9 protein-coding genes are annotated in these 17,946 nt (G+C 34.1%); 2 read left to right on the top strand and 7 right to left on the bottom strand.

The genetic code is table 11. The annotated features are described in order from the left end of the window. Positions 1-337: 337 nt before the first annotated feature. The 5 genes from ACHRV5_RS13275 to ACHRV5_RS13255 form a co-directional block, all read right to left on the bottom strand. Complete coding sequence (locus ACHRV5_RS13275; RefSeq protein WP_395427068.1) at positions 338-2,653, bottom strand: BamA/TamA family outer membrane protein; 2,316 nt, start codon at positions 2,651-2,653, stop codon at positions 338-340. Further along, positions 2,637-7,727 carry a translocation/assembly module TamB domain-containing protein gene (locus ACHRV5_RS13270; RefSeq protein WP_395427067.1) on the bottom strand — a complete coding sequence of 1,697 codons (5,091 nt, stop codon included), beginning with the start codon at positions 7,725-7,727 and terminating at the stop codon, positions 2,637-2,639. Before ACHRV5_RS13270 ends, ACHRV5_RS13275 begins: the two co-directional genes overlap by 17 nt. A gap of 161 nt (positions 7,728-7,888) precedes the next feature. Further along, the gene (locus tag ACHRV5_RS13265; protein ID WP_395427066.1) at positions 7,889-8,845 is read right to left on the bottom strand and encodes a GSCFA domain-containing protein; all 957 of its coding nucleotides are present in this window, start codon (positions 8,843-8,845) and stop codon (positions 7,889-7,891) included. Positions 8,846-8,942: 97 nt separating this feature from the next. Beyond that, entirely contained in the window at positions 8,943-9,749 is an 807-nt protein-coding gene (locus ACHRV5_RS13260; protein ID WP_395427065.1) for a hypothetical protein, read from the bottom strand. Positions 9,750-10,102: 353 nt separating this feature from the next. Beyond that, the gene (locus ACHRV5_RS13255; RefSeq protein ID WP_395427064.1) at positions 10,103-10,939 is read right to left on the bottom strand and encodes a hypothetical protein; all 837 of its coding nucleotides are present in this window, start codon (positions 10,937-10,939) and stop codon (positions 10,103-10,105) included. A 417-nt stretch (positions 10,940-11,356) separates the two neighbouring features. On the opposite strand from ACHRV5_RS13255, the gene ACHRV5_RS13250 reads away from it, so the two are divergent. After that, entirely contained in the window at positions 11,357-13,102 is a 1,746-nt protein-coding gene (locus tag ACHRV5_RS13250) for an ABC transporter ATP-binding protein (protein WP_047777981.1), read from the top strand. Positions 13,103-13,512: 410 nt separating this feature from the next. Here ACHRV5_RS13250 and ACHRV5_RS13245 read toward each other — a convergent pair whose 3' ends face one another. Together ACHRV5_RS13245 and alaS are read right to left on the bottom strand one after the other, a co-directional pair. Further along, positions 13,513-13,890: a GxxExxY protein gene (locus ACHRV5_RS13245; RefSeq protein ID WP_047777983.1), complete on the bottom strand. Its 378-nt coding sequence runs from the start codon at positions 13,888-13,890 to the stop codon at positions 13,513-13,515. A gap of 168 nt (positions 13,891-14,058) precedes the next feature. Next, entirely contained in the window at positions 14,059-16,707 is a 2,649-nt protein-coding gene (gene alaS, locus ACHRV5_RS13240) for an alanine--tRNA ligase (RefSeq protein WP_395427063.1), read from the bottom strand. A 252-nt stretch (positions 16,708-16,959) separates the two neighbouring features. Here alaS and ACHRV5_RS13235 point away from each other — a divergent pair, with 252 nt between their 5' ends. Continuing rightward, the gene (locus tag ACHRV5_RS13235; protein ID WP_230004705.1) at positions 16,960-17,937 is read left to right on the top strand and encodes a M23 family metallopeptidase; all 978 of its coding nucleotides are present in this window, start codon (positions 16,960-16,962) and stop codon (positions 17,935-17,937) included. Positions 17,938-17,946 lie beyond the last annotated feature (9 nt).

The raw sequence follows: 17,946 nt of genomic DNA, 5'->3' as shown, positions 1-17,946 counted from the left end.
TTTGCCCCTTCAATTTCACGAATTTTTAATTTGAGAAATACCATTTAAAAGACACCAACCTTCGTGTTAATTCGTGTAATTCGTGTTGAGAAAAGGTTTGACACGAATTACACTGATTTACACTAATTAATCTTTGTGTTTGCCCCTTCAATTTCACGAATTTTTAATTTGAGAAATACCATTTAAAAGACACCAACCTTCGTGTTAATTCGTGTAATTCGTGTTGAGAAAAGGTTTGACACGAATTACACTGATTTACACTAATCTCGTTTTGCGTATATTGGTCAATTCCAATTAAAAGACACCAACCTTCGTGTTAATTCGTGTTGGGAAAACGCTAAAAAGGATATCCTATAGCAATATTAAAAATCAGATTGTCTTTTCTCCAGGAACCACTTCCAAAGTTGATATCGTCGATTACCCATCTTTGACCTTCGGGCAGGTACGGGATTCTTAGCGGGAAAGCAAGATCGGTTCTTAAAACTAAAAACGATAAATCAAAACGTAATCCGGCTCCGGCTCCTACTGCGATTTGCTTCATAAAATCTTTGGTAATCTCGGCATTAGGTCGATTTGGATCAGCATTTAAAAGCCAAATATTTCCTGCGTCTACAAAAACGGCACCTCTTACAATGCTAAAAAGTTTCGCTCGATATTCGGTATTAAATTCCAGTTTTAAATCGGCAGATTGGTCGGGTACGTAATCACTTGAAGTCACTTCTGCCTTATAACTTCCGGGACCTAACGATCTTGCTCTAAAGGCACGAATACTATTGGTTCCCCCTACTACAAATTGTTTGGATGTAGGCAGTGTATTTGAATTTCCATAAGCAAATCCGGCACCTAGGATAATTCGGCTTGCCAGTTCGCTTTCTTTACCCAACTTTAAATAATGTCTTAAATCTGCTTTGATTTTTACGTATTGACTAAACGGAACATCAAATATTTTTATCGTATCGTTTTTTTTGATGTTGGCTCCCGTTACCAATCCTGTAATATTCCCCGCTAAATCTAATTCTCCATTAAAATAAAACGTATTCTTTTTACGCTTTTGCATGGTATTGGTGTAGGTGTACGAATAGGTTGGACCAAAAATCAATTGTTTTTCGATCACTCTTCCCAAGGACGCATCTTCTTCAATGTCCTCTAAATATTCGGGTGTTACATTATTTGGACTTACATAGGTAATATCGACTATATTGAACTGATGTTCTTTACGAATGTTTTCTTTCCACAAATATCCGAACGAAGTATTAAACGAATTCAACGCATACAATTGGGTTCTTTTTTGATATTCATATCGCAAAGTGGCTTTCGTTCTGGGAACAAATTCGCTGTTTCCTTCAATACGGAACGGCGTAATAAATCTTGGCCACGTCAAACTGGTTTCTGCTCCGAGTTTATAAATATTTTTTCCGCTGTTTTGTCCCGAAAGCTGAAAATCGGCACCACCAAAAACCGATACGGTAAACAATTCTGCTCCCCGAAAGAAATTCCTGTTGTTCCAATTGGCATTAATCTCTGTTCCGGTATAACTTGCCGAATTGGTTTTGCCCAAAACCTCAACCCGAATAAACTTTTTAGGTAAAAGCGTCAGGTAATAATACGAATCTAAAGCGTTTTTTATACTGTCTGATTCTTTGAATTCATTTTTTACAAAATTAAAAGTACCCAAATTCACAAAACGGTTTAAGGTAAGATTATGGTCCTTTCTGTTGTATAAATCCCCCTTTTTGAAATATATCGTTCGGTCAAAAACCCTTGGTTTAAACGTATCCGCAGTATCAATAATCGTAAAATCATTGTATTGTTTGCTATCTTTTTTGCGATATACGGCACTATCGTTGGATAAAGAATAATTCGGATACACCAATATCTTATCTATTTTGTACGCTACAGTTGCTTTTACAGGGGTTTCTTCTTTGATTTTCAATTTAATTTTTACCTCATGATCGCCTTTACTGCTGTCAACCTGAGCCAAAATATAATCCGGATTAAAATAATAGTATCCCTTTTCTTTCAGTCGTGCATCAATTCGTTCTCGCTCTGCTTTTATAACATCTAAATCATACGGATTACCCACTTTCAACAAACTTCTTCTACTTGTTTTACTGATCACTTTTGCAATTTCCGATGAATCTTGAGGGAAAGTAACGCTCTTAATTTTATATTGTTTTTTAGGAATAACGATGTATTCTGCCGTTACTCTTTTATCCTTAACAGTAGAATCGGTACTTACTCTGGTCTTAAAATAACCACGGTTTTCTGTGAAATTTCGCAAAACGGATGCATTGTACTCTAAATCGACTTTACTGAAAAGCACGGGAGCTTCCCCCACTTTATTTCGAAGCCAATATCTAATTCCTTTCTGCTTTTTAGGCTCTCCGGCTACATTATAAAACCATAATTTGGGTTTTAACCCCAGTATTTGTTTATTGGGTTTTGGGCGCAATAAGATTTCTAATTCACTCTCCAGCGCTTTTCTGTCTTTCTTATTAAGTATAGTGTCTTTTACTGTTACAGTGCCTCCTGTATACAACAAATCACCTTCGGGCAGGAATTTTGTGTTGCTACATCCAAAAACAAAAAATAAGGACAGCACGACACAATACCTCATAAAATAGTATTCTATATAGCTATGTTTTTTGCTCATTTCCTTCAATTTGGTTTTTCTCTTTTTCCTTCTCTTCTTTTTCTTTTTGTTTCCTTTTCTCTTTACGGACTTTTTCCTCTTTTATCAATTGCTTTTCGGCTTCAGTGCGGTGAAAGAGTTCACGAAATTTATTATAACTCATCGTAATAACAAAAGCGACACCTGTTTCTACTACCTGGCCTTCAACCGCTACCTGATATTGGTTTTTTCGATACGCACGAACCATATAACGTCCGTCTTTTGTGAGTTGATAGTCTAAGGCAACGTCTCCGGCAATGTTGGTGCTTTCTTCGTTGGCACGCTCCTGTCCTTCTACGCCAAAACTGCTTCCGACGGTAACCTTCAATCGATCATTGAGCAATTTTTTAGAAACGGCCACATTCAGATCTGTTCTGTTTTGCATTGTTCCCGATGTATAATCTTCCGTCGATTCTAAACCAAATTCTAATTGAACTCCTGATATCAATTCTCCCGCAAGATCGTTTAGCTGCTGAGACAGAATTTTACTCACACTTTGTCTCGCTAATGTTCCCGCATTTGTACCGCCACTTTCGCTTGCAAACGGGTTTTCACCCACAAACCGGTTCAGTAATAAAAGAGCAAAAACCTGTTTATTTAATTCCGCAGGATCTTGTTGCAATTGTTTCAATTTGGTTTTCGTAAGAGAAACGACATCTGAGGAGACATCGTAATTGTCATCCGGCAATACAATGTCAAAAGAGATTTCGGGTTTCATCAGTTCTCCATTCATCTTTAATAAAGTCTGAAACGGAAGCTTTTGTTTATAGGTGTTTTTTTCTGCCGCCGATTTGCCTGACAATTGATTGCCGAGTAAATCAATTGGTGCAGTGTTGACTTTATAAATGGCCGTAATATTCAGGTCTGCCATTGTTGGTTCGCCATTCCAGACGATATAACTTCCTTTCTTAATATCGAATTTTCGTCGGATTCCATTAAAATTCATTTCGTAAGATCCGTCTGTAAACTCATACTTTCCGGTCAGCGTTGTTTTTCCCGATGGATCAATTCCACCAACAAGCTCTGCTTCTCCCTTTAATTTCAGGTAATCACCGTTTCCTTTATCAATAATCAAAGTAAATTCTGCTTCCTTGTCTATCGCAACTGCAACACTAACATCCATTCCTTTTAACTTCGATTGATCGAGTTTACTTTGCAATTCGACCGTTTGTTTCAGATACTTGTTGTCTTCGTCAACAAACTCTACAATTCCCTCTCTGTCTGCAATAGAAGGATCTGATTGCGGCATAACAACCGTAAATTTTGTTTCTTTATTTATTTTGATTGTTCCATTAACAACGGGATGGTCCAAATCTCCTTTGATATTCAATTTTGAATTTAAAAACAAGTCTCCATAAAACAATTCATTGTCTTTTTCTTTCGAATGTATGGCTCTAAAATCATCTGCCTGAACAAGCAAATCAAAATTAAAGTCTCTAAAATTTACCGATTGGACGTTTCCGTCTACAAAAAGTTCATTGTCATTTTCATCAAAAAGAGAGAATCTGTCAAAAGAAATGGATTCATTATTAAAAGCAATTTTTTCCTTATTTATTTTAAAATATGAATTCAATTGTGTTACTCTGAAGCCGGTATCATTAAAATTCAATTCTCCGTTAACTCTTGGTGCAGCTGTATTTCCTGTAATTTTGAAATTCCCTGATAAAAACCCCGTTCCATCTTTAATATTCCCCATACTGAACCCCTGAATGCTTTTTAAATACAATTTATCAAGCACTACATCAAAATCAAAACTGCCTTCTTCAATTTTATAATCGCCGGTAAGATTCACATCATTTCCTTCTCCGCTTAGATTTACGTTTGCATTTAGGGTGTTTTCGGTCTTATTGTCCACTTTTACGGTAATATTACCAACTGGTTCTCCTTTAAAAGCAAAAGCATCAATTTTTAGGTCCGAAGTAAAAGTTGGTTTTGTCATTACATTATCAGCCAAAACAGAACCATTAATCAAACCCTGCATCAATAATTCTTCTTTTTTGACCATATTCAGAATCGTCTCGATTTTGAAATTTACAAACTCCATTTTTAACGGTGCATTGTCCTGATTTCCTTCGGATTGTATTTTGAGTTCGTTCCCTGCATTATCCAGATTAAACTTGTTCACATACAGTCTTTTGCCTCCAAATTCTATTGTGTTTTCAGCATCGATGTTCCACTTATCATAATTTAGAACAAAGTTATCGGCATCTAATTTCAGTACATTTTTATCGGCCTCATGCTGCAATTCTCCAGCAATAAAATACTGTTGTTTTTCTTTCCCGTCTTTTACTTCCAGCGCATACGATAACACATTGTTTTCTATTTTTCCTACTAAACTTGTAAACGGAATTTTCAAAGAAGTACTTTCTACTGAGGCCACAGAAATTTGATATTCTAAAGCATTTTCTTTGGCTTCTATATTAATTTTTCCGTCAGAAATGGTGTTTTCTGCATATACAATTCTCGGAAAAGTTCCTTTTATTTCTAATGAATCGACGACATTGTTGTATTTTCCGGTAATTCTAATGGGCTCCAAACTTGTCAGATTTGGAACTAATTGAAATAGAATCGGGTCATTTTCTACACTCAGATTAAACGTTATATTTTGTTCGTCTAAAACCGCTTTTGACTTTGGCGTTTGTAAATCAATATATTTCGAAAGTGATTTCTTTAGACTATTTGAAAGCGTTGTCAATTTGTATTTACCATCCATTTCAGCTTTTAAAAACTGAGAAGAGATTTTGATATTATTATGGTTCTGATCTGCAACAGCAATTACTTTTATAGAATCTAAAACAATTGGGGTCGCATTCTGCAAGATTTGAATATTCGACAAGAAAACTTTTCCGTTCAGAAAATCAGGATTACTGTTGGCGATATCGGCATCAACGTTTCCTCTTAGTTTCATTGGGCCAGCGTGCAGATTTAGCTTTTCCAGATCGGCAATATCAAGGTTCAATTTAATCTGTCCTGATGGGTATTGCTCTTTTGTACTTCCGCTTGCATCCAATTCAAAATTCAGATTAGGGTCTTTCATTCCCGCTTTTACAGCAAAAGAGCCTTTTTTTATTTCACCATTCAAAGCCAAGTCCCGATAAGTATATTTATTGTACACCGCTTTTTGAACGATTCCATCCAAATGGGCCTGAGCTGTTTTGGGATCTAAACCTTTTCCTTTGACTTTCGCTTTAAGCGTAATTTTTCCAACCGAATCGTTTTTAATTAATCTGCCTAAATCAAAGTCCAATAAATAAACCTGAGCATCATATTGCTCCGCTTTTTTTACTCTTTGATCAAATAGGGCATCCACTTTTGCATTTCCGAAACTACTGTTTAAAGTCAGATTGGTTTTGAAATTTTGAACAGAACCCTTAAATTTTCCCTGCACATTAAATTGAGAAGGTAATTGAATACTTTTCGGAATCGTTCCTTTCGGCACAAAGGAGGCTATATCTTTAGCAGAACTTGCCATTTTTTTGATATTCAGATCGAAATAAGCTTTGTCTGTATTTGGCATTCCTTTGATTATTCCGGAAAGTGAAAGTTTGGTTGCTCCGAGTCCGCTCACATCAAATTGATCGATTGTCAGGTCATTGACTTTTCCATTCAACCGAGCATTCAAAAGCAAAACTGCATTTGGGTTTTTCCTGAAAATTTCCTGCTTTTGCAAATCCGGAACAAACAATAAAATGTCTTTAAAGCCCAATTTTGATTGGTTCAAATTGGCATCTAAACTTAGTGTTTCGATATGCTTAGCCACTTTTGCAATCGACGGGTATTGTACTTTTATCCCCTCTTTTAAGAGTGTTTGCGGGGTTTTTACATATAGATTTTTCAAGTAAGCATTCTTGGGACCGTAAAAGAAATCTGTTTTGAAAGATTGGAGTTGCAAACCACTCTTTTCGTTTACCGTAAATGTTTTTATATTTCCCGAAATGGTATCCGTCGTGTAATAGAATTGCTCGGCTTTCAAATTAAACCGACTCAAATCAAGGTGACTGTAATCAATTCCTTTCGAAACAGGTTTTGACTGCATATCGTCAAATTTAAAAGCTACATTTTCTACATCAATATTTTGAAGTTTTACTTTCCAGCCCGCCTGAGCAATAGCTGTTGTATCTAAATCGGGCGTTTTTATTTGCTTGTCTTTTACTCCTAGTTGCAGATTCCCTTTTAAGTTTTTTAATTGAAAAGTATCAAAATCTAACAGTTGCTTTTTCATGTCGATTTTATTGACTTTCAGATTCAGATTTCCCAGAACCAATCCTGAAGCCAATTTCGAATCTTTATTATCGTATAAAACATCAATTTTAGATAAACTGATTTTGTCTAATTTTAAACTGAAATCACTTCGTTTTGAAATTGTATCGACCGTCTTAACAGAAACCTCTGCTATTTTCTCTACTAAATCCTGATTCAGCACCAGTTTAAAACCGTTTAAATTGATATTCGGAATATCAAAATCCATTTTGTCTAAGTCGAATTTCTTGAATTTGGTATCAAAATGAGTCAGTTTTACCTGGACATCATTTTTAGAAAAATCGTCTTTAAAATTCAATTTGACATGATCCAGGTTTACTTTTACAACTGCTATTTTAAAAGGTTTAGCGTTTGGATCTGCGGGTTTTTCTTCCTTTGATTCGAAAGCTTTTAAGATGTAATCAAAATTAAAAACACCTTCTTTGTTTCTTGAAATATTGGCTGTTGTGTTTTTAAGAACAATAGCATTTATTTCGAGTTCGCTGCTGACCAATTTAAACAAGTCAATATCTAGTTCAAGACTTTTACCACTCAATAAAGTGTCTTTGTTTTGGTCTTCAAAATAAAAACCTTCCAGAACTACTTCTTTGGGAAAATTAATCGCGATTCGGTCTAACGAAACTTTGGTTTTGATCTTTTCCTGCAGATACGTAATCGCCTTATCTTTTGCATAATTCTGAACGGACGGAATCTGAATTAGAATAGTGAGAAGTAACGCTAACACAATAACCGAAACCATGCACCAAAGAAGTACACGAAGTGTTTTTTTTAGAAAATGAATGGGTTTCTTATTCATACGTCAATAAAACACGTTAAGTAATAGCGTAGCTGAATTTGTTCAAATACAAAATTGTAAAAATTATACTTCAACAATTTACATAATTACAGCCAATTATTTTAAAATTTCAGTGATAAATAATTATTTCAAGACTACTTCTAAAAAAATAAAGTCCTGTTTTAAAACTTAATATGGGGCAATTTCGTCTCCAAAGCGGCTATTTTTTGACGCAATTTTAATAAAAAAGCCTGATGTTGTTCTGATTCGGGATTGAAACTTCTATGGGTTAATCCTTTTTGAATTTCTGAAACTTCTTTCATAATCGGAATACTTTTTTCAGCAATGAAGTTTTCACTGAATCGTTCCCAGATATAATCAATTGCTATCTGGTTGGGGTGTAACATATCTTCGTTATAAAAACGATAATCACGGAGTTCATCCATCATAATTTCATATGACGGAAAATAGGTTAATTTTAGATTGTTGATTTTAGATTTTAGATTCGCATAAAGTGCCGCAAACAAATGCGATTTACTTAATTGATTTTCTGCAAAACCATCTTTGATGTGGCGCACCGGAGAAATGGTAAAAATGAATTTGATATTTGGATTTAAAGTCAAAACCAGATCGATTGTATTTTGAATACTTTGCTGTAACACTTCAACCGACACTAATTCTTTTGAAAATTGCTTTTGCGGCACTTTGTGACAATTGGCAACAATTTGGTTGCTCTCGTTATGGCGATAAACCCAAGAAGTGCCGTAGGTGATTATTAGGTGTGTTGCTTCTTGTAATCGCTGCTTTGTTGCTTGGAGAGTTTGGTTTAAGTTTTCAATTAATTCTTCTTTATTTGAAGCGCTTAAATCGGAATGTATTTCAAAACAATGCCAGCGTTCGTTATGAAAGAAAACCTCTTTTTCGGTAAACAATTCTTGCTCCGCAACCCTTTTTATTATCCGCTCAATCGAAACAGGATTGAAAATAATCCCAAATGGATTACAACTGTTATCAAACTTAAAATAATCCAGTTTTTCTGCCATATTTACTGCAAAACAGGAACCTAAAGACATAATTTTAGAAGTATAGTCTATTGGATTGTTTGTTTGCGAAATTGGGATCTGGGTTCTGAATTGCATAGGATTTTATTAAAACACGAATTTCACTAATTTTCACCAATAAAAAAACCAAATACAGAAGTATTTGGTTTTTGCAATGTTTTAAGATTTTATGTTCTTAGTAGGTGTATTCATGATTTTCTTCCACCTTATTACCAAATCCCAACGATAAGATTCTGGTTGGATACCCTTTATCATTATAAGTAAAATTAATCAAAAAGGTTGTTGGTGTTTTAATATGTTCATTGGTCACAGTTTTTTTTATAACATTATTACTATTTCCAAATCCCAGATAAGAGACATTCAGAAAATTGAAACCTAAAACATTTTTGTGCGGCCTGTTTTTTGTATCATATTCATAAAGTTCTGTAACTATAGGCGTTGCAGAGTTTAATACAAAACTTTGATACTTTATAAGATTTGTTCCATTAAAGGTCATGACAACAGTATCCATTTTTGTCTCTACTTCCGTTTTAAGATTAATTGAATAAGTCACGAGAGCAATTAACTTATCCGAGACATGTGTATATTCTGCTCTGTACGCATCTTGACCATTAGGTTTTTTTGCAGTAAATCCCATCCTTTCTATAAAGGATTTTAATTTTCCATTTTCATAAACACGCAGAACTTCGTTAAATTTTCTTTCTGAATTATCTGAAAAAACAAGAAACAACTCTTCTTTTACAATTGCATTTCCTTCGTAAGTATATAATGTCTTAAAATTCTCTTCAACACTGCTTACAAGTTTATTCCCGGAAAATGTGTTTGTTATTTTCCTCTTTTGCTGATTTGGAAAATCAATATCACCGTCAGAAAATATTTTAGGCAAAATATAATTCTCCTCAGACGAAGAATTATCATCATCATTTGCACATGAAGTAAGCACTATTGTTAAAGCGCTAAATAAGAATAAAAGCTTTTTCACTTTAATAAGTTATATATTAATAATTATCGGCAAATATATACGCACAAATCAGTATTAATCAAAAAAACAGTTATGTTTTTTAGTACTAAAAAACTTAATTTATTTGTTTTAAAACCTGCTTTTTTACATTTGTTTTTTTAACTCTCTAAGAAACAAACTTGTACTAAATTATACCAATTACCATTCTTCTTAAAATTTGGATAAGTGTTTTATTCACCAACAGCTAAACCGAAATATATTCTTACTTTTAAGTTTCGTACTCTGCTATTGTTTTCAAAAAAAACAGCATTTTAGAACTAAAAAAAGCCAGACGCAAATACATCTGGCTACATTGTTTGATAAATCCTACTTTATTAATAAAAATAACGACTTATTATAGACGTCGATTCGTCATTACCCTCAAATTTCCCAAACGTTGGAAAATTATCCTTATTATAATTGTAAATAGTAGAATGCGTAAAAGTTGCATTTGAATTAGCTGTTGTTACTGTCATTTTTAACTCATTATTCTTTGAATATCCAAAACCTGAATATCCAAAACCTGAATATCCAAAAATCAAATTACCAACTAACAAATTAGCACCTGTAACATTTCTAAAAATACCATTCTTTCTATCGTATTCATAAACTTCAGATATAGATCCCCATTTATCAGTAGTTTCTTTTCTTATAATATTGCCATTAGCATAGATCCACTTTCCATTTTCCAGAACGCTTTCTACTTTCGTCTCTCGATCAATATTAACTTTAACAAAAGAAACCGTCCCATCATCATTATGGGTACAGGTAGTTTTTGTTGCATAAATTATCACACCATTTTGATATCCTACTTTTACAAGCATGGTTTTCAATTTATCATTCACATAGGTTAATTCAGTTACCGTCAGATAATCCGTTCCGCTCATTTCTTCGCATTTAGTAATTAAATTTCCTGTATAATAATACTTTTTCGTATAATCATAATTTCGCCTGTTATCAAAAAATGAATCATTTGTTCCCACTTCCTTTACCAGCTTTTTACCTTCATAAGTATAATAAGTTGTCGAAATCTCGATTGTATTATCTCGGCCGGTACTCGTTACGACCTTTTTTTTCATTAAAACGTCTGAAGAATTTAAAGAGGAATCATCCCCCGAGCAAGAGATTAACACTAACATTAAGGCACAAAAAAGAGATAGATTTTTCTTCATATTTAACAGATCAAAAGAGTAATAATAACTACAAATGTATTGCATACAAATTATTGTTTTGAACTAAAAACCGATCGTTTTTAAAAGAAAAAAAACTAATCTTAGCTATCGAAATCTTAATAAGTATATTTTATCTTTTAACGCTCTAAAAAACAAACTTGTATAAATTGCACCAATTGCATTCGTCTCCGAAATTCAAAAAAGAATTTTATCTCTGGTACAACAAATCTATAAAACAATTCTTACTTCATTAAATTCATGTCTTGTTACCCTCTTTTTTCAAAAAATAGAAATCTAAAATTCCACTATATGAAGTATACATAATTTTACAAAAAATTGGCTTTTTAATACTCAAAATTAAGATTAGCGAATCTATCAATTCACTACTTTTACACTTCTAAAATTTTAAATCTAACTATGAAATTACTCTATTCATACATAATCAAACATAAGTTACTGTTGTTTTTTGCCTTAATTATGGCCACAATAAACATCTGTTTCAGCTTATCAGACTCTATTATTACCGGTAAATTAATGCAGGATTGCGGGGTTGGACTGGCGAAATACAAAGGAAATGAAATTGGTTTTATAAAATCTCTGTCCTTCTGGTTAGCGCTTTCGCTGGGTGCCGCAATGATCTCAAGAATTACCAAAAACTTTCAGGATTACTTCACCAATATCGTTATCCAGAGAACAGGAGCTCAAATGTATACTGATGGTATTAAAAAATCACTCGATTTACCTTATGCCGAATTTGAAGACCAACGAAGTGGAGAAACTTTAAGTAAACTGACCAAAGTACGCTCAGATTCTGAGAAATTAATTACACTATCAATCTCCTTAATTTTTCAAACCATTATTGGGTTTGTATTCGTGATTTTGTATGTATCCCGAATCGATTATCGTATTTCTATAATCTTTTTAGTTACGGCGCCAATTATTGCTTTAGTAAGTTCTTATCTGGGAAAAAAGATCAAAATCGTTTCTAAGAAAATTGTAAATCAAACCAATGCTCTGGCAGGCTCTACAACTGAAAGTTTAAGAAACATCGAACTTGTAAAAAGTCTTGGCCTAACCTATCAGGAAGAAAAACGTCTGAACTTGAACACTTTTAAAATCCTTCAACTTGAATTAGAAAAAGTCCGATTCATCAGAAGTTTAAGTTTCATACAAGGTACTACCGTTCATTTTTTAAGAACCTGTGTTGTTTTTACGTTGTACTATTTCTTGTTTGGAGGAAAAATTATTGTGGGTGATTTATTGACCATGGTCTTTTTTACATTCTTTATTTTTGGTCCGCTTCAAGAGTTAGGGAACTTTATCATTGCCCTAAACGAAACAAAAGTTTCCATGGAAAATTTCAGAGTGCTTTTAAATGCTCCGAAAGAATTCCGTCCAAAAACACCAAAGCATGTTGGAATCATTCAATCCCTGCTTTTTTCTAATGTTAGTTTCAAACATAAAACAGCCAAATTCAAGGCCGTAGAAAATATTAACTTCGAAATTAAACAAGGACAAACTGTGGCTTTTGTCGGGCCATCAGGCTCGGGAAAAACAACTTTGGTAAAACTATTAGTTGGATTATATACTCCGGAGGAAGGCCAGGTGCTTTACAATGATATTGATTCTACCGAAATTGATTTATTGGATTTAAGAAAACAGTTAGGTTTCGTAACGCAGGATGCGCAACTGTTTTCAGGAACAATTCGTGAGAATTTATTATTCGTAAAACCATCTGCAACAGACGAAGACTTATACGACGCCTTAAAACGAGCCAGTTGTGAGAAACTGTTAAAACGTGCCGAAGATGGCTTAAACACCACAATTGGCGAAGGTGGAATAAAAGTTTCCGGCGGAGAGAAACAACGTTTATCGATCGCCCGAGCTATTTTAAGAAACCCGAATTTATTGATCTTTGATGAAGCCACTTCTGCTTTAGATTCTATAACAGAAGAAGAAATCAACGCAACAATCCGAAACATATCCGATAAAAACAGAATCACGGTTTTAATTGCACACCGCTTATCTACCGTAATGCATGCTGATAAAATATTTGTTTTAGAACAGGGTAAAATTATTGAGCAAGGTAAACATGAGGATTTAATTGTTGAAAAAGGGTTGTATTATGCTATGTGGCGTCAGCAAATTGGAGAGCGCAAATAGATCCTAAAAAATCTCGCAAAGTCGCGGAGTCGCAAAGTTTTTATTTTAAATACTTTACGGCTTTACTTTTTATTTGAATTTTAAAAAACAAAATCTAATTGTTGAAAAAGGGTTGTATTATACTACATGGCGTCAGCAAATTGGAGAGCGTAAATAGATCCTAAAAAATCTCGCAAAGTCGCGGAGTCACAAAGTTTTTATTTTAAATACTTTGCGGCTTTACTTTTTATTTGAATTTTAAAAAACAAAATCTAATTGTTGAAAAAGGGTTGTATTATACTATATGGCGTCAGCAAATTGGAGAGCGTAAATAGATCCTAAAAAATCTCGCAAAGTCGCGGAGTCGGAAAGTTTTTATTTTTAAATACTTTGCGGCTTTATTTTTTTCTAAACTCTCAATCTTAAAAAAACTAAAGATTTGAAACTACTCTTTTGATACCAAGTTTAATTATTGGAACATTAAAATTTACCAGTAATCCTAATTTCATTTTTGTAATTTTAAGATAAGTCAAAACTTGTTTCGCATGGATATCAGTAAGTCGTTCAATAGATTTAATCTCTAAAATTACTTTCTTTTCAACAATTAAATCAGCTCTAAAACCAATATCTAAATGTATTTGATCCCAAATAACCGGTAATACTTTTTGTCTCTCAACATTAAGTCCTTTTTTTGTCAATTCGTGATATAGAATAGCTTCATAAACAGACTCTAATAATCCTGGTCCAAGTTTTACGTGTATTTTATAACAAACATCTACAACAACTGCTGAAATTTCATTTTCTGTCATCTTGTCTTTTTACAAATATACAGAAAAAACTTACTTTTTAGTGTTACAAATAAAAGAGCACTATTGAAATAATAGCTACTAAACAAAAATCTCGCAAAGTAGCAAAGACGCCAAGCTCTATAAAACTTTGCGACTCCGCGACTTCGCGAGATTCAAAAAAAAAAAAACTTATTTTACAAACTCGATTGCCTTATCTAAAGCCTCTTTAATTCCAGCTGTATTTTTACCTTTTCCGGATGCAAAGAAAGGTTGTCCTCCTCCATTTCCTTCAATATACTTTCCTAATTCTTTAATAACAGCATTTGCATTCAAACCTTTACCCGCTACTAATTCTTTAGCTATATAACAGTGAATATTTGGCAAACCGTCTTCTGTTGAAGCTAAAAACACAAACGAATCTGCTTTTGAACTTCCTAAAGCTGAAGCTAGTTCTTTCGTAGAAGCCATGCTTAAATCTACTTGTTTCGCAAGGAAATGTACGCCGTTTACTACTTGAAAATCTTTCTCCAGTTCGGTTTTTAAAGCACCAACTTTTTCTTTAAGCAATTGCTCAATTTGTTTTTTCAGTTTAGCATTATCATCTTGCAAAGTAACAACCGATTTTAAAACATCCTGTGGATTTTTAAGTGCTTCTTTTATCTCCGTTAATGTATTTTCCTGATTCTGATAGAAATTCTTCACAGCATCACCCGTAATCGCTTCAATACGACGAATTCCTGCTGCAACCGCTCCTTCAGAAATGATTTTGAAATGCCAGATCTCAGCAGTATTTTTCACGTGAATTCCTCCACATAACTCCTTACTGTCACCAAACTCAATCATGCGAACATTATCGCCATATTTCTCTCCAAACAAAGCCATTGCACCTTTTGCCAAAGCTTCCTGAATCGGAATATTTCTGTGTTCAACTAATTGCAATTGCTCTTCTATCTGAGCATTTACACTTGCCTCAACCTGACGTAATTCAGCATCAGAAACTTTGCTGAAATGCGAGAAGTCAAAACGCAGATAATTTGGATTTACCAATGACCCTTTTTGCTCTACGTGCGTTCCTAAAATACTTCTCAAAGCCAAATGCATCAAATGCGTAGCCGAGTGATTTTTGGACGTTGACGTTCTTAAATCTGTATTTACTTTTGCTGTAAAACCAGCCTCAATATTCTCCGGCAATTGTTTTGCAAAATGCAAAATCAGATTGTTCTCTTTCTTGGTGTCGATGATTTCAATCGTTTCATTTGCAGAAACCAAGATTCCTTTATCACCAACCTGTCCTCCTCCTTCCGGATAGAATGGAGTATTATCTAAAACGATTTGATAAAGAATTCCATCTTTTTTAGAATCAACTTTACGGATTCTGGTAATTTTTACTTCATTCTCCGTTTGATCATAACCTACAAAAGTTTCTACATTTCCGGGAATTAAAACATTCCAGTCTTCCGTTGAAACTTCAGATGCTGCACGTGAACGCGCTTTTTGTTTTTGCAATTCACTTTCAAACTCCTCTTCGTTGTACGAATACCCTTTTTCTTTCAGAATTAAAGCTGTTAAGTCTTTTGGGAATCCAAAAGTATCGTATAATTCAAAAACTTTAGCTCCCAAAACTTCTTTTCCGTTTGTTTCAGAAACTACTTTGTCTAACAATTGTAATCCTTGATCTAAGGTTCTAAGGAAAGAAGCCTCTTCCTCACGAATTACATTGGTAACCAATTGTTGTTGTGCTTTTATCTCAGGGAAAAATTCTCCCATCTGATTCGCTAAAACTTCAACCAATTTATTAATAAACGGCTCTTTTGTATTTAAGAAAGTAAATCCGTAACGAATCGCACGACGCAAGATTCTACGAATTACATAACCCGCTCCTGTGTTTGATGGCAATTGTCCGTCTGCAATAGCAAATGCAACCGCGCGTACGTGATCTACAATTACACGAATCGCAATATTAGTTTTATTCTGTTCCTCACTCTCTTCGACTCCGCTCAGAGCGACATCATTCGGTGTGTATTTTAAACCTGTAATTTGTTCTACCTTTTCAATAAGTGGCGTAAACACATCTGTATCGTAATTAGATGTTTTACCTTGTAATGCCATACACAAACGCTCAAATCCCATTCCGGTATCTACGTGTTGCGCAGGAAGTTTCTCCAAAGAACCATCCGCTTTACGGTTGAATTCCATAAATACATTATTCCAGATTTCAACTACCTGTGGATGATCATTGTTTACAAGACTTTTTCCTGTGACCAATGCTTTTTCTTCTTCAGTACGTAAATCAACGTGAATTTCTGAACATGGTCCACATGGTCCCTGATCTCCCATTTCCCAGAAATTATCTTTCTTGTTTCCAAGAATAATTCTGTCCTCGTCGATTAATGTTTTCCAAATGTCCCAAGCCTCCTGATCAAATGGCACATTGTCTTCCTTGCTTCCTTCAAATACAGAAACATAAAGATTTTCTTTTGGAATTTTATAAACTTCTGTCAATAAAGTCCAAGCCCAATTGATGGCTTCTTTTTTGAAATAATCTCCAAAAGACCAATTCCCAAGCATTTCAAACATGGTATGATGGTAGGTATCAAAACCTACATCTTCAAGATCGTTGTGTTTTCCTGAAACACGAAGACATTTTTGCGTATCGGCTATTCTCGGACTTTTTGGCGTTCCATTCCCTAAAAAATACTCTTTAAACTGGGCCATTCCCGAGTTATTGAACATAAGGGTTGGGTCGTCTTTAAGTACAATTGGAGCAGATGGAACAATTAAGTGTCCGTTACTCTTAAAAAAGTCTAGGAATTGTTTACGTACGTCTTGTGATTTCATATTTTTATTAATGCGATATTTTGAAAATGTGTCAATTTGATACTGTGTCGATTAGATAATAAAACAATTAATAATGCTTCATTTAAAATTAAAAATTTACCATTCCAAACAATAAATTATCCAATTACCACATTATCTAATTATCTAATTGATTTCTTTAATTCTTGAAAAAAAGCGGGGAACAACTGAAACATTTATTAAATTTGTTCCACTAACTATTTTACAAGCTGCAAAAATAGGGTATTTTAAAATATGGCGAAAGTAAAATATTATTACGACTCAGAAAATCTGGCTTATACGAAAATAAAAACCAGAAAGAGAATCAAAATTGGTTATGCATTACTGTTTTTGCTGGCTTCAGCGCTGTTTGGATTTTTAATTTTTGTTCTTCTACTCAACACTCCTTATTTCGAAACGCCAAAAGATCGCCTACAGGCACGTGAAATTGAAAACTTGAAGTTACATTATTCGATTTTGAATAAAAAAATGGATGAAATTAATGAGGTAACAGAAGCACTCGAAGACCGCGATAACAACATTTACAGAGTCTATTTTAATAAAGCGGAAATTCCGGATTCTATACGAAAATCAGGTTTTAGAGACCTCAATCGATACAAAGACTTAGAAGGATATAATAATTCGCAATTGGTATTGAATACCACCAAACGAATTGATAAACTCTCCAAACAACTGGCGATCCAATCCAAGTCATTGGATGAAATTTTAAAATTGGCTAGTGCCAAAGGAAATTTGTTACTGGCAATTCCTGCCATTCAGCCAGTCCGAAATGAAAATTTGAAACGTATTGCTTCCGGTTTTGGATATCGAATCGATCCTTTCACGAAGGTGCGAAAAATGCATAACGGTATGGATTTCACCGCTAATACGGGTGCTCCCGTTTATGCAACAGGTGATGGAGTAATCGCCAGAGCTGACAATACAGCGTCAGGTTTTGGAAATCATGTAGTCATCAGGCACGGTTTTGGATATGAGAGTTTGTATGCACATTTAAGCAAATACAACTGCAGACCCGGACAACATGTTAAAAGAGGCGATATTATTGGATACGTTGGAAGCACCGGAAGATCAGAAGGACCACATTGTCATTATGAAGTTCATAAAGATGGTAAAGTCGTAAATCCTTTGAATTTTTATTACGGAAATATTTCAGCAGTAGAATATGTTGCTATTTCACACATGGCCAATCAGGAAAACCAGTCATTAGATTAATACTGTAAA

Source organism: Flavobacterium sp. FlaQc-52, assembly GCF_044007495.1.
Lineage (GTDB): Bacteria > Bacteroidota > Bacteroidia > Flavobacteriales > Flavobacteriaceae > Flavobacterium > Flavobacterium cupriresistens.
The sequence above is the reverse complement of the archived record's forward strand: the minus strand, read 5'-3'. Positions and strand labels throughout refer to the sequence as shown.